This is a genomic window from Paraburkholderia sp. FW306-02-B (assembly GCF_058782725.1).
In genome coordinates this window covers 2452171-2477837 of sequence record NZ_JBYSXZ010000002.1, presented here as the reverse complement: position 1 = coordinate 2477837, position 25667 = coordinate 2452171, and the positions used below count along the sequence as shown (strand labels likewise).

Annotated in this window: 23 protein-coding genes and 2 pseudogenes; 12 read left to right on the top strand and 13 right to left on the bottom strand. The window is 58.1% G+C overall.

The annotated features are described in order from the left end of the window. Positions 1-1152: a substrate-binding domain-containing protein gene (locus AC3WOG_RS32455; protein WP_492581837.1), complete on the bottom strand. Its 1152-nt coding sequence runs from the start codon at positions 1150-1152 to the stop codon at positions 1-3. A gap of 550 nt (positions 1153-1702) precedes the next feature. On the opposite strand from AC3WOG_RS32455, the gene AC3WOG_RS32450 reads away from it, so the two are divergent. Beyond that, positions 1703-1987 carry a DUF4148 domain-containing protein gene (locus tag AC3WOG_RS32450; RefSeq protein ID WP_492581836.1) on the top strand — a complete coding sequence of 95 codons (285 nt, stop codon included), beginning with the start codon at positions 1703-1705 and terminating at the stop codon, positions 1985-1987. Between the two features lie 144 nt (positions 1988-2131). Here AC3WOG_RS32450 and AC3WOG_RS32445 read toward each other — a convergent pair whose 3' ends face one another. Then, positions 2132-2674 carry a MarR family winged helix-turn-helix transcriptional regulator gene (locus tag AC3WOG_RS32445; protein WP_492581835.1) on the bottom strand — a complete coding sequence of 181 codons (543 nt, stop codon included), beginning with the start codon at positions 2672-2674 and terminating at the stop codon, positions 2132-2134. Between the two features lie 388 nt (positions 2675-3062). Here AC3WOG_RS32445 and AC3WOG_RS32440 point away from each other — a divergent pair, with 388 nt between their 5' ends. The 5 genes from AC3WOG_RS32440 (at position 3063) to AC3WOG_RS32420 (ending at position 8507) form a co-directional block, all read left to right on the top strand. Next, entirely contained in the window at positions 3063-4007 is a 945-nt protein-coding gene (locus tag AC3WOG_RS32440; protein ID WP_492581834.1) for a 3-keto-5-aminohexanoate cleavage protein, read from the top strand. A 210-nt stretch (positions 4008-4217) separates the two neighbouring features. Next, complete coding sequence (locus tag AC3WOG_RS32435) at positions 4218-5261, top strand: homogentisate 1,2-dioxygenase (protein ID WP_492581833.1); 1044 nt, start codon at positions 4218-4220, stop codon at positions 5259-5261. Between the two features lie 69 nt (positions 5262-5330). Beyond that, positions 5331-5840: a nuclear transport factor 2 family protein gene (locus AC3WOG_RS32430; RefSeq protein ID WP_492581832.1), complete on the top strand. Its 510-nt coding sequence runs from the start codon at positions 5331-5333 to the stop codon at positions 5838-5840. 47 nt (positions 5841-5887) lie between these two features. Further along, positions 5888-6997, top strand: a complete 1110-nt coding sequence (locus tag AC3WOG_RS32425; protein WP_492581831.1) for a Gfo/Idh/MocA family protein — start codon at positions 5888-5890, stop codon at positions 6995-6997. Between the two features lie 151 nt (positions 6998-7148). Further along, positions 7149-8507 (top strand): MFS transporter, encoded by a 1359-nt coding sequence (locus AC3WOG_RS32420; RefSeq protein WP_492581830.1) that lies wholly within the window; start codon positions 7149-7151, stop codon positions 8505-8507. Between the two features lie 61 nt (positions 8508-8568). Here the strand turns inward: AC3WOG_RS32420 and AC3WOG_RS32415 are convergent, their stop codons facing one another. Continuing rightward, on the bottom strand, positions 8569-9486 hold the full coding sequence (locus AC3WOG_RS32415; RefSeq protein WP_492581829.1) for a LysR substrate-binding domain-containing protein: 918 nt from the start codon (positions 9484-9486) through the stop codon (positions 8569-8571). A gap of 186 nt (positions 9487-9672) precedes the next feature. On the opposite strand from AC3WOG_RS32415, the gene AC3WOG_RS32410 reads away from it, so the two are divergent. The 3 genes from AC3WOG_RS32410 (at position 9673) to AC3WOG_RS32400 (ending at position 12219) form a co-directional block, all read left to right on the top strand. Beyond that, positions 9673-10371, top strand: coding sequence for a pirin family protein (locus AC3WOG_RS32410; RefSeq protein WP_492581828.1), 699 nt, complete (start codon positions 9673-9675; stop codon positions 10369-10371). 48 nt (positions 10372-10419) lie between these two features. After that, complete coding sequence (locus tag AC3WOG_RS32405; RefSeq protein WP_492581827.1) at positions 10420-10842, top strand: DoxX family protein; 423 nt, start codon at positions 10420-10422, stop codon at positions 10840-10842. Between the two features lie 540 nt (positions 10843-11382). Then, positions 11383-12219 (top strand): aldo/keto reductase, encoded by an 837-nt coding sequence (locus tag AC3WOG_RS32400; protein ID WP_492581826.1) that lies wholly within the window; start codon positions 11383-11385, stop codon positions 12217-12219. 733 nt (positions 12220-12952) lie between these two features. Here AC3WOG_RS32400 and AC3WOG_RS32395 read toward each other — a convergent pair. From AC3WOG_RS32395 to AC3WOG_RS32380, 4 genes and pseudogenes are all read right to left on the bottom strand, one after another. Further along, positions 12953-13024: pseudogene (locus AC3WOG_RS32395) on the bottom strand (hypothetical protein); the annotation flags it as partial. A 117-nt stretch (positions 13025-13141) separates the two neighbouring features. Continuing rightward, positions 13142-13912, bottom strand: coding sequence for an SDR family NAD(P)-dependent oxidoreductase (locus AC3WOG_RS32390; protein ID WP_492581825.1), 771 nt, complete (start codon positions 13910-13912; stop codon positions 13142-13144). Positions 13913-14007: 95 nt separating this feature from the next. After that, the gene (locus AC3WOG_RS32385; RefSeq protein WP_492580138.1) at positions 14008-15192 is read right to left on the bottom strand and encodes an acetyl-CoA C-acyltransferase family protein; all 1185 of its coding nucleotides are present in this window, start codon (positions 15190-15192) and stop codon (positions 14008-14010) included. 139 nt (positions 15193-15331) lie between these two features. Continuing rightward, positions 15332-15583: an enoyl-CoA hydratase/isomerase family protein gene (locus AC3WOG_RS32380; RefSeq protein WP_492580137.1), complete on the bottom strand. Its 252-nt coding sequence runs from the start codon at positions 15581-15583 to the stop codon at positions 15332-15334. Between the two features lie 377 nt (positions 15584-15960). Between AC3WOG_RS32380 and AC3WOG_RS32375 the strand changes: the two genes are divergently transcribed. Together AC3WOG_RS32375 and AC3WOG_RS32370 are read left to right on the top strand one after the other, a co-directional pair. Further along, the gene (locus AC3WOG_RS32375) at positions 15961-16602 is read left to right on the top strand and encodes a TetR/AcrR family transcriptional regulator (protein WP_492580136.1); all 642 of its coding nucleotides are present in this window, start codon (positions 15961-15963) and stop codon (positions 16600-16602) included. A gap of 80 nt (positions 16603-16682) precedes the next feature. Beyond that, positions 16683-16874 carry a hypothetical protein gene (locus tag AC3WOG_RS32370; protein WP_492580135.1) on the top strand — a complete coding sequence of 64 codons (192 nt, stop codon included), beginning with the start codon at positions 16683-16685 and terminating at the stop codon, positions 16872-16874. A gap of 223 nt (positions 16875-17097) precedes the next feature. Here AC3WOG_RS32370 and AC3WOG_RS32365 read toward each other — a convergent pair. The 6 genes and pseudogenes from AC3WOG_RS32365 to AC3WOG_RS32340 form a co-directional block, all read right to left on the bottom strand. Beyond that, a pseudogene (locus AC3WOG_RS32365) lies at positions 17098-17889 on the bottom strand (enoyl-CoA hydratase/isomerase family protein). 484 nt (positions 17890-18373) lie between these two features. After that, on the bottom strand, positions 18374-19471 hold the full coding sequence (locus tag AC3WOG_RS32360) for a porin (protein WP_492582525.1): 1098 nt from the start codon (positions 19469-19471) through the stop codon (positions 18374-18376). Between the two features lie 949 nt (positions 19472-20420). Next, positions 20421-21365, bottom strand: coding sequence for a nuclear transport factor 2 family protein (locus tag AC3WOG_RS32355; RefSeq protein ID WP_492580133.1), 945 nt, complete (start codon positions 21363-21365; stop codon positions 20421-20423). 274 nt (positions 21366-21639) lie between these two features. Beyond that, a complete protein-coding gene (locus AC3WOG_RS32350) occupies positions 21640-22032 on the bottom strand; it encodes a YciI family protein (protein WP_492580132.1) in 393 nt (130 codons plus the stop codon). A gap of 214 nt (positions 22033-22246) precedes the next feature. Further along, entirely contained in the window at positions 22247-23188 is a 942-nt protein-coding gene (locus tag AC3WOG_RS32345; protein ID WP_492580131.1) for a quinone oxidoreductase family protein, read from the bottom strand. Next, entirely contained in the window at positions 23185-24096 is a 912-nt protein-coding gene (locus tag AC3WOG_RS32340; protein WP_172175093.1) for a beta-keto acid cleavage family enzyme, read from the bottom strand. Before AC3WOG_RS32340 ends, AC3WOG_RS32345 begins: the two co-directional genes overlap by 4 nt. A gap of 547 nt (positions 24097-24643) precedes the next feature. Here AC3WOG_RS32340 and AC3WOG_RS32335 point away from each other — a divergent pair. Then, a complete protein-coding gene (locus tag AC3WOG_RS32335; RefSeq protein WP_492581824.1) occupies positions 24644-25591 on the top strand; it encodes a LysR family transcriptional regulator in 948 nt (315 codons plus the stop codon). Positions 25592-25667: the final 76 nt, after the last annotated feature.

Here is a 25667-nt window from a genome sequence, read left to right as displayed (position 1 = left end):
TTACTGCTCAAACACTGCCTTGAGCTTTTCTGGGTGGAGAGCTGAGGAAAGATCGGCATCAGGCGGCGCGCTCGGGTCGCACTTGGGATCGAGGCCCTTGGCGCTGTCGGCGTATGCGAAAGGAAGGATGGCGGGCGACTCGTTGTCTGTCGTGCCTTGATAGGCCGCTACCCCATGTCGCACTGCAAAGCGCACGTATGTCGTCGTGCCGTCGAGCGTGTAGTAGGGAAAGACGGCTCCAGACTTCTTGGCCGACAGGTAATGACAGTTCAGCTCGTTGTCGCTTGCGATCGTCACGATGGCCGGCACTGGAAGATGTGCCTGTTCGAACGCTTTCGCTGCTGCGAGCGCAGTCACCCCATAGTCCGTGACGATGGCGTTAATCTGGGGGTACTGCGCAATGAGGCCCGCCGTGGCCTTTTGTGCGTCCACGGGGTTCCAGTTCGTCACCACGAACTGATTGTTCAGGAGCTTCAGATCTGGGTATTTCTGGAGCCCTGCCTTCAGGCCGTCCATGAAATTTTGCGACGGTGCGGCGCCAGGCGATCCACCCATGAACACCACGTTGCCTTTCTTGAGATTTGCGCCGAGCCAGTCAGCCCAAAGGATGCCGATCTGCTTCGTGTCTCCGACAACGTTGACGACGTAGTCGCGTCCAGCTACTCCCGATATCTGTGCCGAATACGGTACGACTGCTACGCCGGCTTTCATGGCCGCTCGCATGGCCGGGAGTTGCACGGCACCAAAATCCGGCAGCATGATAAGGACGTTGACCCCTTGTGCCACCATGCTGTTGATGTCCGAGTTTGCCTTCTGCGGGTCACCGTTGGCATTGCTGTAGATGACCCGCTTGACGTTCTTGCAACGGCTTAGCTCATCCTTGACCTCGGCAAGGCCCGTTTTGCGCCAGGTATTGCCACCGTATCCGTCAGACACGCCAACAATCATCGGCTTTGTACCGCAGAGCGGGGTGATGTCGCCCTGGCGGTTCGTGAGGGAGTCGTCTGCCGCATGAGCTGCAGTGCAGATCAAACCTGCCGAAGCAAGCAGTCCGATTTTGAGAAGAGACTCCTGGACTCGTTTCTTGCGCGGGTGGATTCGGTCCTGCATTTTTGGCGCTATGGCTTGCCAGACCCGGAACTTATCGAACATGACGATCCTCGAATTGGGTGATGAAGTTGGATTCAATGTTGGTTGAGACGGATACCAGTGCATAGTTGCGCCCGAGCTGGACCCGGCCGGACAGTTGCCCGACCGGCAAACGCGTGCTCGTGCGCGATACGATTCGAGTCGTCCTCCTTGCTGTCATTAATTACGTAGTCCTTTGTTATGTGTATAGTCTGATCAAATCATTCGGACTCGGACTCGTCGGCCGCGGGACAGGTAAGGCTGTCCCGATTGTCACTGCATAATTAATTTGATACAAGATGATGCTATGACAAATCGATTTATATCGAATAATGTGTTTCGGGACGACCAAAGTCAAGAATCCTGGGGAATCTCCCTAGCGATGCAGAGGCGCGCGCCACGTTCTCAAAGCGAAACGGTCGAACCCGTGTTGGCGGATTGTTGACTCACCTGCAACGGAGAGTTGGCAAGATTGGTGCTTACCCTGGTGATTTTTACACTTTAGACTGCACTCAACCGTGGCAGAGAAGCTCCTTTGTAGCGCCACTAACAAAAATCGTTGAGGTACGTCGTTATGAAGTCGTTCACCAGGATGGTCCTTCTTGCTGCCCTTGCTGCAGCACCCGTTGCGTCGTTCGCACAGTCCAGTCAGTCGGTAAGTCGTGCGCAGGTGCGCGCCGAACTGGCGCAGCTGGAGAAAGCTGGCTACGACCCGCACGACTGGGTTCACTACCCCGAGAACATCCAGGCTGCTGAAGCAAAAGTCGCGGTACAGAACGCGACAGCCCAAGCTGCCGTCTCGGGATACGGCGGTGCTGATAACGGAACTTTCCGTTCGGGCACGGCAAGCGGTCTGTAGTATTGGGTGCTAAGGCGCCATTTTCGAAAATCGCGCAATTTGCGGCTGAGTCTTTCCCGCCTGCATCGGTAGGAAGCCTCGGCCGTTTTGTTTTATGTTCGCGCTGTTCAAGGCCCTGATGTGTCCAGCACAGACGTTAGCCTGCTAATCGACGACCGTGTCTTCGTTGGACTTCGCCGAGAGGTTTTGCGCGATCTGATGCAAAACCTCCCAGAAGATGAGCAGCTCGTTAGGGGCCACTCCATCAAAAGAGCCGGAGATCATGTGGATGATCTCCGGCATCATCTCATCGACCAGACGTCTGCCATCGTCAGTGAGGCCGACGTAGTACTTGCGCCGGTCCTTCGGATCGCGAGTCCTCCTCAATAGACCGCGCTTTTCCATGCTGTCCAAAGCGGGTACAGCGGTTGTCGAGGCGATTCCAACGCGCTTGCTCAGTTCCAGTTGATTCAGTTCGCCGCGTTGAGCCAGCACCCGCAGGTAGTACCAATGCGCGATGGACACTTTTTCGCGGTCGAGGATCCTCTGCGCCTGCACGTCGTAGAGCCGATGCAACGTTCGGGTCATCCATGGAACCGTTCTGCCCCGATCGTCGAAGATCTCGGGCGCTTCCTTTTCCGCTGAGCCGCAAACCGGCTCGACGGCATCCAGGGTCGTATCGATTGCGGTGGAGTGGGACTTAACCATTCGCTCATTCCTCGACATGTAGATGGGGTTCGGCGGGTAGCCGGGTCGCCCGGACCAGGGCTGCAGTCAAAGCGTTTCACCCAGGGAATTCCCTGCTGCACTTGACTTTGTTCATTCCAAAACACATCATTCGATATAAATCGATTTTGCTTGGAATCATCGTAACACAAATGATCTGGTTGAGAGAACGGTAGGCCGGTCGCGTGTTATGACTCTGTTCCGAGGCTGGGGCAGCGTTCGCGTCGTTTTGTATTGGAATAGGAGTGCTAACAAGCGGATGGTGCTGGAATTAGTCCGCCAACCCTGTTGGGCCCCTTATTGCCAGCCTGATTGCCGTTGGTTCGGAACCGTTCGAACCCTTACTTCACCACGTATGTCGAGGACTATCATGATCGAAAAACTGCCACTTTGGGAAGCCGTCAAGCGAGAAATGGAGGAGTATCAGTTCCTCGCTGGACCCGAACTGCAGCCCAAATGGGACGTTCCACAAAAGATTGCCATCAACGCGGCTGTGTCTGGCCGCTTTGAAACGACCACGTCACTTGAGGAATACGTGGATGCAGCGTCCAGCGTGATCGAGGCCGGTGCATGTGGCGTTCACATCGACTTTTCATGGATGACCGACAAACAGGGTCGACGCCTTGACCGGGACATTCCACCGGTCGAAGCCTATTCGGCTGTTCTGGAACCGCTCAAGGCGCGTTTTGGCAACGACTTCGTCCCGAACCTGAATGTGCTCCACGGAACGACCTTCGATATGTGCATGAGTCCAGCGCGTGCGGGACTGACTGAGGTAGCGCCGTGCGCTCCGGGTCACCCGGAAGCCTTCATGGTGCCGGCGATCGAGGCGCTCGAGGCCGCTGGTGTCAAACCGGAACTCGCCATCCATAGCTCCGGAGAGATTGAACTCGCGAAACGAAAGCTCATTGATACAGGTATCCTCAAGAAACCTTACAACTGGCTGCTTCTGTACGGACTGCCGTTCAACGTTGGTCGCACCCTGGTGTCGGGAACCTGGGTCAGCAATGCTCAGGACATGACCCGTCACATGTTCCTGATGGTCGATCAGATTCGCCAGATTGACCCAACCTCAGTCATCAGTGTTTGTGCGGCCGGGCGCGCAACTCTGTACATGACGACGCTTGCCACGATGATGGGGTTACACATCCGTATCGGGACGGAAGACACGCCGTGGAAGTACCCGAACAGCGACGAGCATCTCAAGGACAACCTTGAAATATTCAATATGGCGCGTGACATCGCTGGCTTGCTCGGACGCACTCCGGCAACCGCGAACGAGTATCGGGCGCTGGTTGGAAAGCCGACCCGCTAATAACACTTAACAACGGTGGCGCCGCGTTCGCGGCGCCACTTGCAAACGCGACTGTTCGTCCGGCTTTTGCATAAGATGGATCGCAGGGAAGACAGGACTCGCTTGTAGGCAGGGTGAGCAGTGCCTCTAGTGCGGCGACAACAACGCATGCCAGGACGGTCCGACGAGGCACGCCCGTTGTGTGTGTTTGACAGCGAAGGAGATTGACAAATGAGTGATCAGACAAATGGCGGAGAGCCTCCTGTGCAACTGTGGACTCGGGATGGGTTCATGGGCGCAATTTCTGTCGTTACCCGCTCGACATACGCGCCAGACTACCTTTCTGTGGAAGGTCCGCATGCACCGCGACGAGCAGTCCTTGATCGACTGATCCCTGACGATCAGGACGATGCGCAAGCCCTTCCGACAACCGTGGCTACATCCAGGCTGGGTGTCAAGTTGCTTGTGTCCGGTCGCCGCAAGCCAATGCCGCATGTGGTTCGAAATGTCGAAGCAGACGAAATTCATTTCATTCAGTCGGGTCATGTCAAATTCGAAACCGACGTTGGCTGTCTTACGGCCGAGGAAGGTGACTTTGTCTGTATCCCACGTGCGATAGCGTATCGATACGCGCCGACCGGCGACGCCATGCGCAGCATCATCGTCGAAAGCCCGTCAGCCTTGAAACTCTCACCTCCGGCGCCTACAGGAATGGTCAACGTCGCGCGGGACGTGACGTATGCCAAGGTTGATCCCGAAATTCCCGTGGGCGGACCGACAAAACTGATCTTGAAGACCACCGACGGTGAGAACACGGTGTTCACAATGCCGCATGACCCGCTCTCTCTAGGTCTGCAACTGTCGGAGTCGGTTCCCGTGTGGAAGCTGAATCTGAACAAGATTCAGGTTCTCACCTATTTGCCCGAAGGAGGGCCTCCAAGTCCGTTTCTGTCGTCCAGCGCGGGAGACGTGCTGATGTTTAACCTCAGTTCGCGCATCTCGAGTCGACCCCCGATTCATATCAATGCGGATTTCGATGAGGTGATCTGTTATGTGCGCGGACCTGGTATCTGGGGAGGGTGCTCGGAGCCTGGCACGTTGACCTGGGTGCCAAAGGGTGTCATTCACCACGGACCTGCCGAGAACGTTCCGGAGACCTATCAGGCGTGGTTGCTGGAAACGCGTGCGACGCTTCGCTGGACGCCCAAGGCGATTGCGGCCTCGCAGTTGATGGAAACAGGTGAATACGGACCACACCCGAGCGTGAGCAAATGACTCTAGCGCTTGTGCGCCTTGAAGGTGGCGTGCTGTGTGGATTATCAGGAAACCTGACAGGAGACTAGCGTGGAATCGCGACTTCAACAGTTTCTCGACGAGGCAGAGATCAAGCGCGTTCATATCCGCTATTGCCGGGGTATCGACCGGATGGACTGGGATCTCGTGCGCTCGTGTTATCACCCGGATGCGATTGATCGTCACGGGGCCTATAACGGCGGAGTGGAAGGGTTCATTGAATGGGCTGCGGAGTTGTTGCCGGCCTTTGAATGCACACAACACTTTACGGGCAACCAGTACGTGCAGATCGATGGCGACGTGGCGTACGCGGAGCACTATGCGCACGCATTCCACCGGACGAAGCCTGAAGGCGACAAGCCCGCCATGGACTGGGTCGTGAACATCCGGTACGTCGACCGGATGGAACGGCGAAATGGTGAGTGGCGCATCGCCGACCGTGTCGTGGTGCTTGATTCCCAGCGTTTGGACCCAGTCCCCGCCGACCTGGCGCCACTTGAGAACTCCAATGTTGGGCGGCGCGATAAGGATGATCCGTCGTACAAGTACGGGCTCGTCTGAAGTCCTGACGGTCAGAATGAAAGTTACTTAACGGTTTTGAGGAAGCAATGGAAAAACGTTTTCGTGTGGGCATTATCGGTCTGAGTGCCGAGCGTGGTTGGGCCACTACTGCTCATATTCCAGCACTGCGCGCCTTGTCGGATGTGTTTGAAATCGCCGGTGTGGCAAACACCAGTCTGGCGAGTGCGCAGGCCGCCGCCACCGCCTTTGACATTCCACGCGCCTTCGGGAACGTGGCGGAACTCGTCGCGTCTCCAGACATTGATGTCGTGGTTGTAACGGTAAAGGTCCCATACCATAGGGAAGTGGTCGCGGCGGCGCTTGAGGCTGGAAAGAGGGTCTACTGTGAATGGCCGCTTGGAAATGGACTTGCCGAAGCCACTGAACTCGCTCGTCTCGCGAATGAAGCAAAGGTGCTAGCCGTTGTTGGAACTCAAGCGATTGCGTCACCTGAAGTGCAATTCATTCGCAAGCTCGTTGCCGATGGGTACGTCGGAGACGTGTTGTCGTCGACCTATATCAGTGCCGGGGTCAGCTGGGGCGAACGCATCCCGCGCGGTGACGCTTATGCCATGGACTCCAAAAACGGCGCGACCCTGCTTTCGGTCATTGGTGGACATGCCATCGCGGCGGTGCAAAGTGTACTGGGGCCCGTCCGCGAGATTGATGCCGTATTGTCGCGGCGTCGGCAAACCGTGAGCATCGTCGAAACGGGAGAGAGCATCCCGATGAAGACGCCCGATCATGTGATGATTAACGCAGTGCTTCAGTCTGGCGCGCCTCTGTCTTTGCAGCTTCGCGGTGGTTTGCCGCGCGGAACCAGGTTTCTATGGGAGATAAATGGAACCGAAGGGGATCTGTGCATCACCGCAGCGATCGAACAGGTTCCTGTGGTGAACATCTCGCCGCTGCGCGTGGAAGGGGGGCGTAAAGGCCAGGACGGCTACATCGAGCTTGAGATACCGCAATCGTATTGCTTCGGTCTTAAGGATGCCGTAGCTGCCCGAAACGTGGCAGGAATATACCGGCTAATGGCAGACGATCTGCGCCTCGGAACCCACACGGCTCCCAGTTTTGATGATGCGCTCGGACTTCACAAGGTTCTATCCGCGATTGAACAGTCTGATCAGACAGGTCGACGGGTACGAGTCCGTTGATCGGCGCGTTGGTCGTCAACCGGCGTGATATACGCGGCCAGTGCGCCCCCTTCGTAATTGGCGGCAACCATCTTGCATGGGACCGGAGTAGGCGCTATGGGGCTGGAGTAAGCGCTAAAGCGCTAACTCTGGTCGACACAGGAGACAAACGATGAAACGTGCTTCGGTCGTCGACGTCCAGAGATTCATCGACGAGCACCCGTTCGACCGCTTTCAACGACTCATTTTTTTCATGTGCTTCGTGATTGTCATGCTGGATGGGTTCGACACTGCGGCAATCGGTTTCATCGCGCCGTCGTTACTTCATGAATGGCATCTCGCCAAGCCCGACCTCGCACCCGTCCTGGGTGCCGCGCTGTTCGGCCTCGCGTTCGGTGCGCTCGTGTCCGGCCCTTTATCAGACCGGGTTGGACGACGGTCCCTGATGGTCGGGTCCGTGTTCCTCTTCGGTGTTGCCTGTGTCGTGTCCGCGTTCTCGACGAGTATTGGTCAACTGACCGTGCTGCGCTTCATGACGGGCATCGGCCTCGGTGCGGCGATGCCTGGCGCGGTGACAATGATGGACGAGTTCTGCCCGACCCGACGCCGCGCAACTGTGACCAGCCTGATGTGCTGCGGATTCCCACTCGGCGCTGCTTTGGGCGGATTGCTTGCGGCATGGTTGATTCCCCATGCTGGCTGGCGAAGTGTTCTGATGCTGGGCGGGGTCGCACCGATACTTCACAGTGTCCTGCTATTGCTCAAGATGCCAGAATCGGTACGCTTCATGGTTGCAAATGGCAAGCCCGTAGCGCGCATTCGCGCAATTCTGGTGCGCATCTCCGATGAAGCAATCAATGCGCGCGGCTTCGCACTGACCGAGAGCGCGCCGGGAACGGGCGACAACGGGCTCGGCCTTGTGCTGTCGCGTTCATACATCGTCGGTTCATTGATGCTATGGCTCGCGGCCTTCATGGGCCTCCTGATTATCTACGCGTTAATCAACTGGATGCCAATTCTGCTGAAGGATGCAGGCCTGAGCCTGAAGAGCGCGACGCTGATCTCTGCTCTGTTCCCGCTGGGTGGTGTCGGCGCAGTGCTGTGCGGCGCGCTGATGGATCGCTTCAATGCAAATCTCGTGATTGCCGCGTGCTACGCGCTTGCTGCGATCAGCCTCGTTTGTATTGGAGAGACGGCAGGAAGCGTAAGCCTACTCGTGCCAATCGTACTTGTGTCCGGCGTGCTGATGAACACCGCACAAGCCTCAATGAATGCGCTTGCGGCTGCCTTTTATCCGACTGAGGGGCGTGGCACCGGTGTCGCGTGGATGCTCGGCATGGCCCGCTTTGGCGGCATCGCAGGCTCGTTTCTCGTAGCCGAACTCGTACGCTGGCATTTTACGTTTGTCGGTGTCTTCGCGACGATCGCTGTTGCCGGCGCCATCTCGTGTATCGCTTTGCTAGTCAAGCAGCTTGCACCGCCAAACGTCTTCAGAACGGCGCCGGACGGAGTCGGATCGCTGAGTCATTGACCTGCCGGTAGTGGTTGCCTCGCCATACCAGATGGTGCAGGGCATAACACCGGCGGCCGCTCTAGCGCTGCCGGTTCAGACCTTCGAATCCGGCAACGAGCGCATCGAGCAAGTGACGGACGGCCGGAACCATGCCTCGGCGTGTGGGGAAGATCGCATGTACAAGGCCCGGCGTGGTAGCCAGACCTGGCAGCAGGTGCTTCAGGCGGCCGGCCTGAATATCGGCCTCAACCAGCTCCCGGGGCAGCATTGCCACGCCGACGCCTGATATCGCCGCAACCCGAAGGCTGGCCAGGTCGTCGGTCGCCAGGCAGGGCTGATGCACCCATGATGTCGCGCGCCCCTCGACGTCGACCAGGTTCCAGACAAATCGCTCGCTATTGCTGGCCATGGCGAGGGTGGGCCATTCCTTCACGGATTCGATCGAGCTGGGCGCCGGATGGCGCGCCGCCAATTCGGGACTGGCAACCAGAATGTGGATCGACAAGCCCAGCTGGCGGACCGCGAGATCGGTATTCTCCAACGGCGGAAGCCTGACCCGGATGGCAAAGTCCAGGCCTTCCTCGACGACATCCACACGGCGGTTGGTTGCATCCAGCAGGACCCGGACTTCAGGGTTGTCTTGTACGTATCGCGCAATGATCGTGGAGACGCCGGACTCCAGTAAGGCCACGGGGCAGGCGATGCGGACGGTGCCCTGCGGCTTGGAGCGCGTGCGGTCCACGATATCTTTGGCGGCCTTTGCTTCCGCCACCAGCGCAAGGCAATGCTGGTGGAACTGCCGCCCGGTTTCCGTCAACGACAGACTCCGGCTGGTGCGATTGAGCAGGCGGACGCCAAGTTCTTCTTCCAGGGCGCGAATGCGCCGGCTGAGTTTCGACGTCTGCAGGCCGAGGCTGCGCGCGGCCGCCGTGTAGCTTCCATGCTCGACCACCTCTGCGAAGAGCCGAAGATCATTGAGGTCAGTGATTGCGTTCATCGGCAGACTTCAACTCCTTCTGATCGTTCTATTCATGGCAATGATGCGTTCCAATCCAAGATCTATGCGCGAGTTCGTTGCAAATATAGCATTCGTCTCGTCACCTGCACCTGCACCAGCGCCGAATTCGGTCGGTCGCACAGGTGACAAGCGTCGCATTTGCGGTCGCGGGAAACGGAGACGGACATGCTCACACACAGGCGTTGGGAATCATTGGACAGGGCGGAACTTGGCTGGCTGCGCGCGAAATACCATTTCGTGGTCAGCGCCGATGGTAATCCCGAGCATGCAGCGTTGGGTCCCCTGATCGTCTGGAACGATGACGAGATTGCTGCCGGCAGCGGATTTCCCATGCATGGGCATCGTGACATGGAGATCATCACCTATGTGCGCCAGGGCCTGCTCGGGCATCGAGACACCTTGGGATCAGACGGAACGATCCACGCAGGCGAGGTCCAGGTCATGAGCGCCGGCACGGGCATACGCCACACCGAGTTCAACAGGGGCGAGGTGCCGCTCAAGGTTTACCAGATCTGGCTGCTGCCTCGTGAAGCCGGCGGTGAACCCGCATGGGATACGAAGCCGTTTCCAAAAAGCGACCGATCGGGGCGCTTCGTAGTCCTTGCCAGTGGGTTCGCCGGCGATGAAGGTGCGCTTCCTGTTCGCGCCGATGCACGTGTGCTTGGCGCGATGCTAAAAGCAGGCGAAAGCGTTCGGTACGAGTTGGGTCCGGCGCGCCGTGCCTATCTCGTCGTGGCCTCGGGACGCATCGAAGTGAATGGCGAGCCCGTTGCGCCGCTGGACGGCGTGGCGATCACGAAAGTCGCTGCGGCGCAGATTTCTGCTCTTGAAGATTCCGAGCTGGTGATGGTGGACGCCGGCTAATTCCATTTTTTCTACTCCACCTGAACAAACTCATTTCTGGAGATCGTCATGGAACGTTTCAAATTTCTTCCGCTGTTGGGTCGCATCTTGATTGGGGCACCGTTTGTCATGAGCGGGCTGGGCAAACTCGCAGCGTACGCTGCGACGGTTGGCTATATCGCGGCCATGGGTCTGCCCGTGCCGCCACTCGCGTTCGTTGTAGCCGTGCTGACCGAACTGGGCGGCGGCCTGCTGCTGCTGTCGGGCTACAGGGCTCGCGCCGTGTCGCTGGCGATGGCTGTGTTCTGTGTGGTCACGGCGATTTTCTTTCACCACAACTTCGCAGATCAAAACCAGATGATTCACTTCCTCAAGAACGTGATGATGGCCGGTGGTCTCCTGCAGATCACCTACTTCGGTGCCGGCGCGTTCAGCCTGGACGCACGCTCCGGGCGGATCGCTTCGCGTGTTTCGCCTCTGAGCGCGAGCTAAAAAGGCAGACTTGTCGAGGCGATCGCCTGCTTGATCCCGTATGCGATCGTCTCGTCGTGACGTTTCTCTGTTCAATATGAAGAATTCCCGTTTGGCATGTATTGCCTCTGACGAAGTTCTGCAGAAGACGGAGCATTGTTCGATATGCAAACTACAGTCCATACCTCCGGTCCACTGCGGGACGCAAAAGCGATAGTCACGCCGCCGGCCGGCCACAACGTCGCCTGGTTATGTGTTCAACGTGGCGCACTACACATCGCAGACGAACGCATTTCCGACGAGCTTGTCGTGTTTGGCGAGTCCGAAGACGCTTTGGCATTCACAGCCGACGAAGACTCGGCGTTCGTCCTCGGGTCCGCGCTCCCACATCCACACAATCTCGTGCCTGGCTATTACTCGGTTCATACGTCATCAGAGGCTTTGCGTGCGGGGGAAGCCAGGATCAAGGAGATTGGGGCACAACTCCGTCGCCGCGGCCGCACCGGGTAATCTGCCAAAAGCGGTTTCGGCAGGATGCGAAGACTCTATCGGGAATACCTCATGCAAAACGTCCATGTTGGTCGCGCGGCCATTCCGGCCGTCGGCTTTGGCACTTACGGAATGAGTGCCGCCGACGTCTATCGACTCATTCCCGCAGCCCTTCGTGCCGGCTTCCGTCATGTCGACACCGCGCAAATCTACGGTAACGAGGGCGAAATCGGCGACTGCGTCGCCGTGTCCGGCATTCCAAGAAGCGAAATCTTTCTGACGACTAAGGTCTGGGTCAGCAACTACTCAAAGAGATTTTTCGAAGCGTCTGTCAACGAGAGCCTCCGAAAGCTCAAGACAGACTATATCGATCTGCTCTTGCTGCACTGGCCGGGATCGGACGTGTCGCTGGCCGAACAGATCGCAGGACTCAACGCAGTCGCACGCGCCGGCAAGGTCCGGCACATCGGCGTCAGCAATTTCAACCGCGCATTGATGGCGGAATCTATCCGCCTCTCTACGGTTCCTCTCGTGACGAATCAGTTCGAATACCATCCGTATCTGAATCAATCCTTGCTCATCGAAAGCACGCTGCAGGCGGGGCTTGCCGTGACAGGATACTGCGGCATGGCGATTGGCCGTGTCTTCTCGGACCCAACGCTCAAGGAAATCACGGCCCGCCATGACAAAACCATCGCGCAGATCGTCTTGCGGTGGCTTGTTCAACAGCGCGGGATTGTCGCGCTTTCGAGGACCACCCGGATCGATCGACTGGCGCAGAACATAGCGGTATTCGACTTTGAGTTGGATGGCGCGGACATGGCGGCGATACACTCGTTGGCGACGGCAGACAGCCGAATTGTCGATCCGCCCGGACTCGCCCCGCTGTGGGACAGTACGAGCGCTTGACTACATGTGCGCTGGAGTTGATGCCTGGTGCCGTGCACCAGGCGCTGAACAAGACGAAGGGATTGGAGGGTGCCGACAAAGGAGGGACTCGCTCTTCCTCGCGGCGCAAAGCATAAGCACACACGTTTTTGTAATAAACCATAAGCACGTAAAAGCCGGCCAACTTATGCTTTATTCGTCAAAGCCTGTCGAATAAAGCATAACGTGAACAAGTTTAAATAAGAAGCTGAACGGTAGGTTGTGGTTAAATTTCGGTGCTCGCGTGGGTATTTAAACCAGAAATCGATCGAATCTCGCGGAAGTTAACCAAAAAGCGAATTTATTTTCAACGAGCTCTAAGTGTTTGATTATGTGGGAAGGGATGTGCGAGAGATTGGTGGGATAAAACGAAACCTGAACGTCTAATCGCGAGAACCCCTCTAGAAATGTAGCGTGAAGTAGGATTAAGCAGAATTTGGAACGAGAGGCTGACGCCTGTTGAACGGACGGTAGGTTAGGCGTCTAATGTTCGGCCATTGCTGACATTCGATCCTCGTTGATCGTGAGGCAGGTTCGGGTCGCTCTTCTGCCATCCGGATCTCCGTAACCGCGAAGGCGCCGTTGAAAAAGATACAAAGCCCGCTTCAATCGATTTCATGCGCGGGTACTCGCCTGGTGTCTGCTGGTAATCATTATCGACGACTACGACCTCGCCGTAGCCGGTGCCGCGCTACCGTCGATCATGAAGGACATGGGCGTCCAGCAGCGTCACGACGATGCGCGCGCCGCTGGCGTCAATGGGGTGGCCCCGCGCACAGGCCCCGCCGCCGGGCCTCGACCGCTGCACGGATCTTGGAGACAAACTCCTCCCGCGAGATGACTCTGGATCTTCCGGTGCCACGTCTGGCCCAATTTCTTGCGGGTCTCCCCCGCACAGCGGCGTTTACTTCGGCTGCAATCGGATTCCGGCATCGAGCCGGATACACTCACCATTCACATAGCCGTTCTCGACAATGAACTGGGCCAAATGCGCAATCTCATCGGGACGGCCGAGGCGCTTGGGGTACAGCGGGCTGTCAGACAGCGCACGCACGGCATCGCTCGGCAACGAATCGAACATTGGCGTGTGAATCAGCCCGGGAACGATGGTGTTCACCCGGATTCCATAGCGCGACAGATCGCGAGCGATCGGCAACGTCATCGACACGACTCCGCCCTTCGAGGCGCTGTAGGCGGCTTGGCCGATCTGGCCTTCGTAGGCCGCGACCGACGCCGTGTTGATGATCACGCCACGGTCGCCGCTGGCGTCGTCGGGTTCGTTCTTGGCCACCTCCATAGCAGCCAGACGCAACACATTGAACGTACCTACTAGATTTACGTCGATGACCTTCTGGAAATCCGCAAGCGGGAAAGGGCCGTCCTTGCCGATCGTCTTGATGGCATTGGCAATGCCGGCGAAATTGCAGCACACGTGGATGGCACCGAAGATCTTGACCACCGCATTGATGGCCTCTTGAACGCTGGCCTCGTCAGAGACGTTGATTCTCGAATATATGGCGCGAATGCCAAGCTCGCCGACAATTGCCTCGCCGCGCGCGTCATCAAGGTCCATCACCGCGATCTTGGCGCCCAGCGCCGCGAAGCGGCGAACCGTCGCTTCTCCCAGACCGGACGCGCCGCCCGTCACGACAACCACCTTGTTAGCAATATCCATAATTCAGTGTCCCGATCTCCAGAAGTGGCTTGCAATCGCCCGGGAGGCTCTCCCGGCTGAGGGTAAACTTGATGGCACCGTCTCGTCCGCCTGGCTCAGGCACGCTCAAAGATTGCGGCGATACCCTGTCCACCGCCGATGCACAGCGTGACCAGCGCATATCGGCCGCCTGTACGGTGCAGTTCAGCGATCGCCTTTGTGGTGATGATCGCGCCAGTGGCGCCCACGGGGTGACCCAGCGAAATTCCCGAGCCATTCGGGTTGACTTTGGCCGGGTCCAGACCCAGTTCCCGGATCACGGCGCAGGCCTGGGCGGCGAAGGCTTCGTTGGCTTCGATAACATCGATTTCCGACACTTTGAGGCCCGTGCGTTCCAGCACCTTGCGCGTCGCGGGAACAGGCCCGATACCCATGTAGGCAGGCTCCACCCCCGCGTGCGCATATCCCACCAGGCGCGCAAGCGGCTTGAGGCCCAGCGCCATTACGCGTTCACTCGTTGCCAGCACCACGGCGCCAGCGCCGTCGTTGATGCCCGAGGCGTTACCCGCTGTCACCGTGCCGTCCTTTTTGAACGCGGGTTTCATGCCGGCTAGTACCTCCACCGTCGTGTCAGCGCGCACATGTTCGTCGGTATCGAACAGCACTGTGCCCTTCCGGGTCCTTACCTCGACGGGCACAATCTGTCCTTGGAAGCGACCTTCCGCAATAGCCACTGCTGCGCGGCGCTGGCTGTCGGCTGCCAGCGCGTCCTGCTCCTCGCGCGAGATGCGGTAGCGGGCGGCGACGTTCTCGGCGGTAATGCCCATGTGCATCCCATCCCACGGGTCATGCAGGATGCCGATCATATAGTCGATCAACGCCGCGTTGCCCATGCGGGCGCCATGGCGTGCGGCTGTGTCGAGATAGGGCCCGCGGCTCATCGACTCTGACCCGCCGCCGACTGCGATGTCGCAGTCGCCCTGCCCGAGGGCGTGCGCCGCTGAGACGATGGCCTGCAGGCCCGAGCCGCACAGGCGATTCACATTGAACGCCGGGGTTTCGACAGGGCAGCCGGCATCGATGGCCGCCACTCGGCTCAGATAGGCATCTCTGGGATCGGTGGGAATCACGTTTCCCATCACCACATGGCCGACGGCGTCAGGCGCCACGCCACTGCGTTCAATCGCGGCGCGCACGGCGGTCATGGCGAGGTGGGTGTTGGGCACATCCTTGAGGGCGCCGCCAAAGGTGCCAATTGCGGTGCGGGCGGTCCCGACAATGTAGATGTCGCGCTGGGACATGGCTTTTCTCCAGATTGCTTGAATGAATCAGTCAATTGCCACCAAAGTGGGGGGCTTCCCTGGCGTAGAAGGCTTCCACGCCGGCCCTGAAATCCTGCGTGCCCGCGCACCGCTCAAAAGCGGCGGCTTCGGCATTGAGCTAGTCGGGCAGACTGCGGTCGAACGACTCGCGCATCAGGCGCCTCATCGCACCGTAGGCAAGGGTCGGGCCGCACGTCAGATGCTGCGCCAGCACATCAGTCTCGGCCTCGAACCGACCCGCGGGCACGACCCGGTTCGCCAACCCCAGGCGCTCGGCGTCGGCAGCACCGAGGGTGTCGCCCAGCAGCACGAGGCTCAACCCGGCGCCTGCTGTCACACCGTGCACCTGGGCAATCATGAGGGCATTCATGACAATGCCTTCTTGAAGTGCCGGTGTTCCTACCGTCGGCCGCTCCCTCCCTGAACGTAGCCACGTCGCTACTATAGCCTTATGTTACTCATGAGTAAACATAGTACCCGCCAGTATACAGTGGACTTTTTGGTAACATGCTTATGGGGCGCTGACACCGCCAGCCGAGTAGCCCTCCAGTACGTATCGAAGCAATCTCATGGAGACGTTTGCTGACAACTAACCTGCGGTCGACAGTGCGCCGTCTCTGCTAACTAGTCGGCTCACCGGATCAAACTGCAAGCGCTGCCAACGGACCGAAGCAGGCGCTGGCTGAGTCGGCCGGAGTACGCTGCGTTCGGCTCGGCCGGGAACGTATGACAAATAGGAACCAAAAAGTGAGAAATACCGAGCAGGCGTCGCCTTGGCCAAGCCAGACGGAGCGCCAAAGGGAACGGGAAATGAAGCGTGAGGCCGTGCTTCGTACCGCCGCGCAGGTATTCAACGAGAAGGGGTTTCACGCCACCTCTCTTGATGAAGTGGCTGAACGCTTGCACGTCACTAAGCCGACGTTGTATTACTACGCAAAAAGCAAGGACGAAATCTTATTCGAGTGCGTTCGGATTGGATTGGAGATGACGCAGGCGGCAATCAACAGGGTATCCGAGTCGGGGGGGACGGCGGTCCAAAAACTGCAGGCCGCGATGCTCGAGTACGCCAAGATAGTGACCATGGATTTTGGAATGTGTCTCATCCGCGTGGGAGAAGAGGCACTGGTTCCAAAGAGTCGGAAAAGGCTTCGTCACCTGAAGGGAAGTATTGACCGTGAATTTCGTGGTCTCATCGAACAGGCAATCGCCGAAGGGGCATTGGCACCCTGCGATCCGAAAATTGCCGCATTCGTTGTAGCTGGAGCGCTGAGTTGGATCGGCCGCTGGTACCGCCCAGATGGCTCTCTTTCCGCTGACGAAGTTGCCCAACAAGCTGTTGCAACACTCCTAAACGGCCTATACGCTCGCGCCCCAAGCGCGCGCAATTAAAAGCGCGGTGCTCTCGTCAAAAAACCGGTTTCGCCTTGGAGCTTGTCTCGGGCGTACGCAGTGCCGGAGTGCCGTTCCCGATGACGATTCGGACAACCGGCTTGCCCGGCTACTACACCGCCAGCCAGATAGCGCGGTCCGCCGAGTCGCTCGTATTGTCGATGCTGAATGCTTTGACGAAATTCGCCACCGTCGGTTTTCCTGACGACCCAGCTTTGCCAGTGCTCGCGCCCAATGTCGCACACCCACGCAGTTCCATGCCGATCAGGTAACCACGTACTTGGCGAAGTACTCTAGAAACGGAGGCCGCCTGATGGGCCTTGGCGTGAGGCTTCCGGACCCGGTTCGCCTGTGACGGCCTCAATGAGCTTCCATCATGGGCACCCTGATGCCATTGCCCCGTGAGAGCCCCACGTCGTGCGTTATCGTTCCCTCCGCTCACTGGCGGGAGGCTTTCATATCATCCACCTGAACCAAAACGGTTACCGGCCCCCGCTAGCAACCAGTGAACGACGCTGGGCGTTTCTCGAAAAAGGCGTCCAGACAGACTTTGAAGTCGGTGGACGAGGCACACGCCCGGAAAGCTGCCGCCTCAGCATCGAGTTGGGTGCCTAGGTCACTGCCGAACGAGCTACGCATGAGACGCCGCAGATAGCCGAGGGCCTTCGTTGGGCCCTTCGCCAGGCGCTGTGCGAAAGCCTTGACCTCGCTATCTAGATCGGAGGCAGGTACCACGCGATTGACGAGGCCCAAGCGCTCGGCCGCTTCCGCGTCGAAGGTTTCACCGAGCAATGCGATTTCAAGTGCCCGGCGTCACCCTACCATCCGGGGCAGCGCCCAAGATGCACCGGCGTCACAACTGGCACCAATGTTCACGTAGGCCAGGTTGAAGCGCGTACCCTGCGCCGCAAGTACGAAGTCAGCCTGCAGCATGAGGCTCAGTCCTGCCCCGGCGGCAACGCCATGTACCTGTGCGATTATTGGTGCATCCATTGCTGCAAGCACGGTGAGCGCCTCGTGCAATGGGCCTATCAAATCGGCCGCGCCCTGCAGTGGATCGGCCTGCAAGGTCGCAAGGTCACCACCTGCCATGAAGCCCCGGCCCCCGCCACAAAGCACGACAGCACGAACAGACATGTCGTCGGCCAGAGTGCGGATGGAAGAAAGGAGGGCATGCGCCATTGGCACATCGATAGCGTTGAGTGCATTCGGTCTGTTGAAGCGCAGTGTAGCGATGGCGCCATCGCGCTCCAGTAGCAGGGGCGGGGGAGTGGGAATTTTTTTCATATGCAGATCACCTTTACCTGTGTTTGAGAATGTTCATCTATCAAAGCAGAGCGATACTTTGGTTCGGAGTATCCACGACTGCGACATTGTGTCGATGCCGATCAGGTCGGCCAGAGCCAGCGGCCCAATTGGATGATTGTAGGCTCACCGATCTCTTCGGGTAGCCTGAGCCCCTCGCCGAGCACTTGGAACGTCTCGCCGCTCCATGGGTAGACAAGGCGGCCAACGAGACTACTCTTTACGCTAACCGGCTGCTTCCCTATCAACCTGGACAAGACGCCTCTATTAACGCGCGTTGTCTCATGGCTCGTATCCAGGCAAAAAGTTTTCCCATAGTTCCATTACGGCGAACTAAAGGTCTGGGATTCATACTGCTTAGCTGTTAATGCGCCCAGTGAGGGGTATTTGGCCCGTTCGCCAACTGCGTTCGCACGGGGTGACACCCCCTGATGCCACCGCCTTCCTATCGCGCGGCAACGGCCATTCAGAACAAGTGGCGAATACCCACCATCACACCGGTTTGATTCACGCCTGGCAGCGGCGTCGCAGCAGGCGGGATCACCGAGGCGTCGAGCGCGAACGTTCCGTGGCGTTGGTTGAACATACGCCCTGCGGTGACATACGTCGCCGTTTGCTTGGACAAGAAGTACATCGCGCGCGCTGCGATCACGGAGGCTCCCGAGTCGCTACCGCTCACGGTCAAATGGCCGAACTGAGCGTCAAGAGCGATATCGGGACGAAGAAGATAGGTTCCACCGAACCACCAGAAGTTGCTGATTGCGTTGAAAACGGTCGCCGTTTGCGCTCCATGATTGATTCGATGGACAAATCCCGCGCCGATAGTCGAGTTACCAAACATCGCGTAGCCGTCGATGAGGATACGCGTATCGGTTTGCGAGCTACTGGGCAGAGGCGAGCCAGTGCCGCCCCCACCGTAGTTGCGATCGACGGCAGCCGCGACGCTCCACTTTTCCGTCTCATACTGCAACCTGGCAGACATCGCTTTGCAGGCCCGCCAGTCCGTGACCGATTGGGCGCAGCCTCCTGCCGCTGCGGAGGCTACCGTATCGCGGCCGAAGGAATACGTCGCACCCGCAGTCAGCCCAGATGACGTGAAGGTATAGGCTACCGCATTGTCCTTTTGCGAGGCTGCGAAGTAGGTATCCAGATCGAGGGCGCCAAAGACGTTCGGCCCCATCGTGTTGGCCTTCAAAGCCCAGTAGGCTTGTGAATACTGCCGACCGAAGGTTAACGTGCCCCACGGCCCCGAGATTCCGACATAGGCCTGCCTGCCGAAGAGACGCCCCCCTTGATTCAGCGTGCCCTGTGTTGGGGAGAAACCCGACTCCAAGTTGAACACTGCGCGAAGACCACCCCCCAGATCTTCTTTGCCTTGGAAACCCCATCGCGATGGAAGTGATCCCGTGAGCGGTGTCATGTGCACAAAGTTGGACCGCTGGGGACCGACATTCGTCACATACGCGACGCCTGTATCCACGACCCCGTATAGGCTGACAGAACTCTGTGCTTGCGATGTGGTAGACGCACATGCCGCGAGCGATGCGACCCCACACCAAACCAACCGACACCGTGCCAGGTTACTCCTGGGCCGATTCAGCCGTAAACGCATTCACTTGCCTCCATTTTACTAGTACACGTTTGATGGTTGGTAAATGTCTGACATCTGGTTCAAGCATATATAGACCGAAACTTAGCCGTAGTTGGTAAGGCATTACTTCATGGCAATTATTATTTAGGAATACATATCACATATGTTGTTGCTCTCGACCGGCAAGATACTCCGTCGTCAAACGTGAGGGCGATCGGGAAGGTGCGTATCTAGGTCGTACGAGGTATCAGCCTCCATTGGGCGTCACTCCCGTTGCCTTCTGTAATCGTCTGCTCGAGATTCGTGGAGCAACTTCCTTAGCAAAACTAGAGGAGTTTTGACTCGACACCAGTTAGTCTCCTCTGCTTTTCGGACTCGCGCGGGTACCGCCCAAGAAACAGGAAAGTAAAAATGAAAACGGTCGTCGATGCTGCGAGGATTTCAATAGCAAGCTCGTATCCTCCGGTCGGCACCATCCAAATGCGCGTGACAAAGGCTCTTTGCTAGCGATGACTCTTGCGCTGTCTCCTCTCTTAAAATGTTTAACTGATCTTTTAAGTAATTTACAAAGTTCGTTAATTAACGAACAACTTTGGATCGTTATTCTTGACATTAAGATCGCAACATCGATGCCATCCCACCGTTCCAGCAACAGTTCTTAAAAAGTATCTTGGGCATAGCCAGTGCCGAACCACCGGCGTAGGCGGCTCCCATAAAAGTCTCCAGCGTCGCCGCTAACGGCAAGACGCCTGGAAATGAAACCCCGAAACTGCGGCTAGTGCGTCCACGGGCTCCTGTAAAGTGAACGGTGGAGATCCAGTCAGCGAGCGCCGCCCTGGTGAGAGCCGTGCCGGCCATCTGCGCCGCACGGCCACTCGCCTCGAGTGAGGCGGCAAGGTCGCTCTCTAATCTAAATGTCGATCTATGGCTCCCGAGACAAGTCAACAAGTTTTAATACGAGATCCTTGGGAAGCTGACGACTATCGTAGACCGTCGTCAACCGCGAAATGTACCCAGTATTATCCAGCTCGAGGGTGGTGACGCCCACCTTAAGAGCTGAAGAGGGGCCCGCCCGCCATTCAAATCCACCGCCAAGGTCTCCCCCCACTATGTGGCGAAGCTGAGATCCAACTCCGAATGGTGCATCCGGAAGTATGCGATTGAGGTATCCCTCAATCGCCGAACGGCCAACAATCTCCGACCTGAGTGCACGGTCCTCGTAGATTGCGTCGTTGCTGAACAAGGAGGCGGCAGATCTAGCGTCGTCATTTCTGAACGCATCCGCAAGTTGTTGCGCAACGTTCCTTATTTTTTCCGAAGCCATCTCGCCGACAGCGTTTTCTTTGAAGTCTGTGGGAAATTTGTCTGAAGGCGTCCGCAGCTTATTGTATAAATTCGTGTCAAAAGTACTAGCGTCCAAATAATCTATCCATCGAACGATCTTTCCGTCTCTGATGTCAACCACGCCAGTAGCCGGGATTTTGCTGCCGAACCATTCAGGTGTATCCACGAATTCGACAATCGCGCTTTCCGGTCCGCCAACAATACGAATAGGGTACGACACGGCAGCTGGAGGAAGTGTTGCCATATAAGGTACCAAAAAGTCCTTAAACGCCACGAAACTAGGCCATTCATAACCGAGCACCGCATCGCTGTACGTAGCCATGTTGGGCGAAAAAAAACCAAGCAAACCATTGGCATCATGCGAGGTCTTCTCTATGAAGTATGATTTGAAGAAATTTTTGATAGGTGGAGTCGCGTGATCCGCCTGTACTATCGGAGGACTTACGGGTTGCGCTTTTGCCGGCGACAAGAATGTCGTCGTTGAAATGACGGCAGCAATTAGAACATCATAGAACCGTGACATGGAAAGTCTCCTTATGAGTTTTATACAATTTCATTTCCTCGCACGATTTCTCAATTTCAACGCAGATACTGGGAAACGCGAGATCAATTTGCTGCACCTTGCTCAACGTTCGGTCTAAGGTAAGTGCGATGCTCAGCCCTCGTGCGCTCACGCAACTCGAACTGCCCCGCCTTGTCGAAACACAGTCAAATATAAAGCTTTACACTCCTCCAGTGATCTCCGTGCCATGAGTACCTTGGACCGAGTCCTCAGTACTGGCATCGAATGGATGCCATCAATCCAACGTCACTCTCCCTGTCGAAAACTCGATTCGCAGGTTAAGGCTACCTTCATTAACAAGCCATGGCCGAACGGTGAACGAACGAGCGCCATGCTGATGCATGGGATCCGAGGCGGCGATTTCGCGCGCGTGCTCCATGGAGGAGGCACGGATTACGAACATTCCATCGCCGTCCCAGTATTTTTCATCGTCGGTCCATTGAGGCCCGGCGGCGACCAGAATGCCATCACGCTCGATTTTGCATTGATGTTCAAGGTGGGCTGGAAGGTTCTCCATGACCGGACCAATACCGTTGGTCGGCCTCGAAAAGACCACATAAAACTGCTTCTTGAGCATATCCTTGCTGGCTTCAAGAACCTGCTCTCGTGTAACACGCTTCGCTTCCACAATTGTCTCTCCTCTTAATAGGATTACTTAAAAATTTAACAATTCCCCACTTCGACCTATAACTCGGTCTTCTTTGGCTGAGAGGGACCCGCACATGGTGACGCGGCGGAGATGAATGAGACGCGGCACTCGATGTACGTTCCCCGTGTGCTTGAATCGGCGTTCCTGGCGGGCAATCTCTAGGGGGCGGCCGGGGCCGCGAGCGGGGTCACATCTAGTCCGGCTGGCTGCGGAGGTCGACGATGATCTTCCCCGGCGCGTCGGCGCGAAGCGCCTCAAAGGCGTCGATTGCGCTGTCGAGGGTGTAACGGCGTAGCAGGGGCGCGATAAGCAACCGACCGTCGGCCGCGGCCTCCATAGCGCTTGTGACGCACCGTGCATGGGCTTCAGGTTCCTCCAGGCCGCTGTAGCCGCGAAGGGTGATGCACTTGCGGTAGAACTTGAGCGTGTCGATCGTCGTCGGCCCGGCCAGGGCGCCGAAGCTCACGATGCGGCCGCCCACGGCGACGCGCTCCACGGCCACGCTCGTCCAGGCGCCGCCCAGTGGATCTACGATGACGCTGGGGACGATCTCGCCGAGGGCGTCGGTGAGATCGACCGGGTTGCCGGCCACGATGGGCACTCCGCCTGCGCGCCGCACGACCTCGGCCTTGCCAGGGTCGCGGATCTGACCAAGCGCTCGCACGCCGGCGTTCGCCAGCAGCGAGACAAGCATGGCGCCGATGCCGCCGGCGCTCGCGTAAACGAGCACGCAATCGCCAGCCTTGACTTCCGCGAGTTCGAACAGCCGCATGGCAGTGGCGCCGGCGGCGCCGCAGACTGCTGCGTACTCCAGCGGGAGGTCGCGCGGCGCCGGGAAAATAGCCGACTTTGGGACGACGGCACGCTCGGCCGCCACGCCCCAGCGCCGCACTCCCGTTCCGCTTCCGAACACGAGGACCGGTCTACCGTCCACCCAGCCTGAGCCTTCCACGCCCGGAACGTGGGGTGTTGGCGGGCGGAGGCCGCCGACGCCGAGCCACAGTTGGGCGTCCATGGAGTTGAGGCCGGCGTAGGCCATCTCGACTAGAACCTCGTCCGTCCCGGGAACGGGGTTCTCAACTTCGACGACGGCCAAGGGCGCCTGAGGCTGGAGGTACTGGAGCGCTCGCATCATGCAATCTCCGGTTGGCGTTGAAGGTTGAGGATCTGGTTCGTTTCCCGGCGGGTCGCCACGGGCCGGCCGACCTTCTTCGCCAGGGCGACGGCGCGCTCAACGAGCTCGACGTTGGTGGGTGTGTCGGCAGCGCGATAGTCCTCCAGCCCGATCCGCAGATGCCCGCCCCGTTCCATTGCGTATTCCGCAAAGCCGTTCTCGAAGGCGTTGCCCCCGAAGATGCCGACGTTCCAAGGTATGCCCGCGTCTTGAATCATCTCGAGATAGAGGTCAAGCGACGCGCGGGCACCGGGCAGGCCCATCAGCGTACGCGGGCCGCCGAACACAAGGCGGAAGATCGAGCCCTGAGGGATCTTGCCCGCGCGAGCGAAGGCCATGGCCGTCCGCAAGAAGCCGGGCTCGATGCAGCCGATCGAGGCTCCGATCCGGTTCCGGATGCAGAACTCGAACATGTAATGGGCGTCCGAGTTCGTGTTAATGAAGAGTTCGTCCGAAGACCCCGGAAGGCCGTCTTCGCCCAAGAAGGACATGTTGCTGGTGCCCATGTCGATCAGGCCCAGTCGCAGCAGCCCCGCATCCACCAACTCCTGCATATGCTGCGTGCGTGCCTCGATCGTGGTCTCGCCGCCGCCGCCCTGCATGGTCGGATAGAAGATAATGTCGGGATAGCGATCGATAACGGGCGCCCAGGCGTCGATGAGTGGCCTGGAGTCGTGTCGGCCGCTTCCCGGTGCGATCACCGGATCATCCGTGTGGGAGTGGAGGATCGTAGCGCCGGCCGCGACACAGGACAGAGCGTCGGCTGTCACCTCCTGAGGCGTCCGCGGGACGTGCGGCTGCACCTCTCGGGACGTGACGCCGTTGAGACAGACTTCGATGATCACGGGAGGATGGGACGTTGAATACATTGAATTTCTCCAGGTGTTTCCGTCAGATTAAAACCGGTGGCGGGCCGGCGCGAACTTGTTAGCCAGTCGGAGCGCACAGCAGGCGGTGACACTGTGCTCCGCCGTGGCGGAGAGGTGTTTGTTGAAAAGACTCTCACGACGCACGGCGATGTGCTGGATGGAGGAAGCCGACCGGTTCAAGCAAGCGTGCGTTGGCTAATGGCCCCGCGTCAATCGCATCAAAACCGAAGGGCCGGGCAGCTGCGGAGCAGCGTCTTTCGTCTTTGTGTCGTCGCAAGCAACGAGTTACGATTCGGGCGCCGGGCAAGCTTCTCTGTAGCTCCTCTAGCCCACGTGCGAGCGCGCTACCGACATTGCCTTTGCCATATTGGAGATGCCCATTTGAGTTCCTTTTCCAGAGCGCCACGATTGCGAACCATTTTGCACATAAAATATGCCGGCCCTCGGGAGCGTCAGGTTTTCAATTTACAGGCTCTCCGATATCGCAATCAACATGCACTTTATTGATGCGCCGTTTCCTAAAAGTTGATGATCCATGGACACTCTGATGAGCCTTCGAGTCTTCAGTACTGTTGCGGAAGCGAAGGGCTTCGCCGCCGCGGCGGACCGCCTAGGCATCTCGCCAGCGATGACTAGCAAACATGTCATACATTTAGAGGGAAAGCTTGCGACTCGGCTGCTACATCGCACCAGCCGTCATGTCAGCCTGACAGAAGCCGGCGTACTCTATTTTCAACAGGCAAAGGCGCTATTGGACGGGCTGGACGAAGTCGAGGCGGCGATGGCTAATGTTACGGTCGTCCCTAGGGGAACTTTAAGGTTCAGCGCACCCGTATGGTTCGCCAACACGAATTTCGCACGGATGGTCGCCAAGTTTAGTAGTCGATATCCAGACGTCGTCTTTGACATCGATCTCACCGGGAGGATCGCTAATCTCGTCGAAGATGGGCTCGACCTCGCACTTCGAACAGTCGATCCGATGTCGCTGGATCCCAGTCTAGTGGCGCGTCGTCTCGGCGATGTGTCGTTTCAGCTCGCAGCTGCGCCGACTTACCTCGATCGTGTGGGCCGCCCATCGAGAATCAGCGATCTGAATGGCCATGCCTTGCTGCGCTACAACGCGATGCGCGACTATCAGCATGTAATCATTGAAGGGCCGAACGGTCCTGAGACCGTTGGTTTCAGGTCGGTGATGGAAAGCAGCAACGATACTATGCTTCAACTTGCCGCAATTGAGGGGATGGGTATTGTATTTCTGCCCAGATGGATGATTGAGCAAGAGGTTGCGGATGGGCGGCTAGAAATCCTCTTTCCAGAGAGCGCTCAGATAAGAAGAAGCATCTTCGCTGTGTATCCCAGCCAAAAATACTTATCCGCCAAGGTTCGGCTTTTCATCGAATTCCTTGTGGATGGTGCGGGTCTCGGCGGTCCTTTTAGGACCGCCAGGCGCGAATCTCACGGCCCGAGGAGCGATCCCTACAACGACGCCGAATAGATTTACGCAAGCCACAACGACACCGGCATCCAGCGTTGCAAACATGAGGGTAACCATGGATCATTTTCCATTACCT

Bases quoted from the DNA above. Each gene is read 5' to 3' on its own strand.
- AC3WOG_RS32455 (WP_492581837.1), bottom strand. From the start codon at position 1,152: ATGTTCGATAAGTTCCGGGTCTGGCAAGCCATAGCGCCAAAAATGCAG.
- AC3WOG_RS32450 (WP_492581836.1), top strand. From the start codon at position 1,703: ATGAAGTCGTTCACCAGGATGGTCCTTCTTGCTGCCCTTGCTGCAGCA.
- AC3WOG_RS32445 (WP_492581835.1), bottom strand. From the start codon at position 2,674: ATGGTTAAGTCCCACTCCACCGCAATCGATACGACCCTGGATGCCGTC.
- AC3WOG_RS32440 (WP_492581834.1), top strand. From the start codon at position 3,063: ATGATCGAAAAACTGCCACTTTGGGAAGCCGTCAAGCGAGAAATGGAG.
- AC3WOG_RS32435 (WP_492581833.1), top strand. From the start codon at position 4,218: ATGAGTGATCAGACAAATGGCGGAGAGCCTCCTGTGCAACTGTGGACT.
- AC3WOG_RS32425 (WP_492581831.1), top strand. From the start codon at position 5,888: ATGGAAAAACGTTTTCGTGTGGGCATTATCGGTCTGAGTGCCGAGCGT.
- AC3WOG_RS32420 (WP_492581830.1), top strand. From the start codon at position 7,149: ATGAAACGTGCTTCGGTCGTCGACGTCCAGAGATTCATCGACGAGCAC.
- AC3WOG_RS32415 (WP_492581829.1), bottom strand. From the start codon at position 9,486: ATGAACGCAATCACTGACCTCAATGATCTTCGGCTCTTCGCAGAGGTG.
- AC3WOG_RS32410 (WP_492581828.1), top strand. From the start codon at position 9,673: ATGCTCACACACAGGCGTTGGGAATCATTGGACAGGGCGGAACTTGGC.
- AC3WOG_RS32405 (WP_492581827.1), top strand. From the start codon at position 10,420: ATGGAACGTTTCAAATTTCTTCCGCTGTTGGGTCGCATCTTGATTGGG.
- AC3WOG_RS32400 (WP_492581826.1), top strand. From the start codon at position 11,383: ATGCAAAACGTCCATGTTGGTCGCGCGGCCATTCCGGCCGTCGGCTTT.
- AC3WOG_RS32390 (WP_492581825.1), bottom strand. From the start codon at position 13,912: ATGGATATTGCTAACAAGGTGGTTGTCGTGACGGGCGGCGCGTCCGGT.
- AC3WOG_RS32385 (WP_492580138.1), bottom strand. From the start codon at position 15,192: ATGTCCCAGCGCGACATCTACATTGTCGGGACCGCCCGCACCGCAATT.
- AC3WOG_RS32380 (WP_492580137.1), bottom strand. From the start codon at position 15,583: ATGAATGCCCTCATGATTGCCCAGGTGCACGGTGTGACAGCAGGCGCC.
- AC3WOG_RS32370 (WP_492580135.1), top strand. From the start codon at position 16,683: ATGACGATTCGGACAACCGGCTTGCCCGGCTACTACACCGCCAGCCAG.
- AC3WOG_RS32355 (WP_492580133.1), bottom strand. From the start codon at position 21,365: ATGTCACGGTTCTATGATGTTCTAATTGCTGCCGTCATTTCAACGACG.
- AC3WOG_RS32345 (WP_492580131.1), bottom strand. From the start codon at position 23,188: ATGATGCGAGCGCTCCAGTACCTCCAGCCTCAGGCGCCCTTGGCCGTC.
- AC3WOG_RS32340 (WP_172175093.1), bottom strand. From the start codon at position 24,096: ATGTATTCAACGTCCCATCCTCCCGTGATCATCGAAGTCTGTCTCAAC.
- AC3WOG_RS32335 (WP_492581824.1), top strand. From the start codon at position 24,644: ATGAGCCTTCGAGTCTTCAGTACTGTTGCGGAAGCGAAGGGCTTCGCC.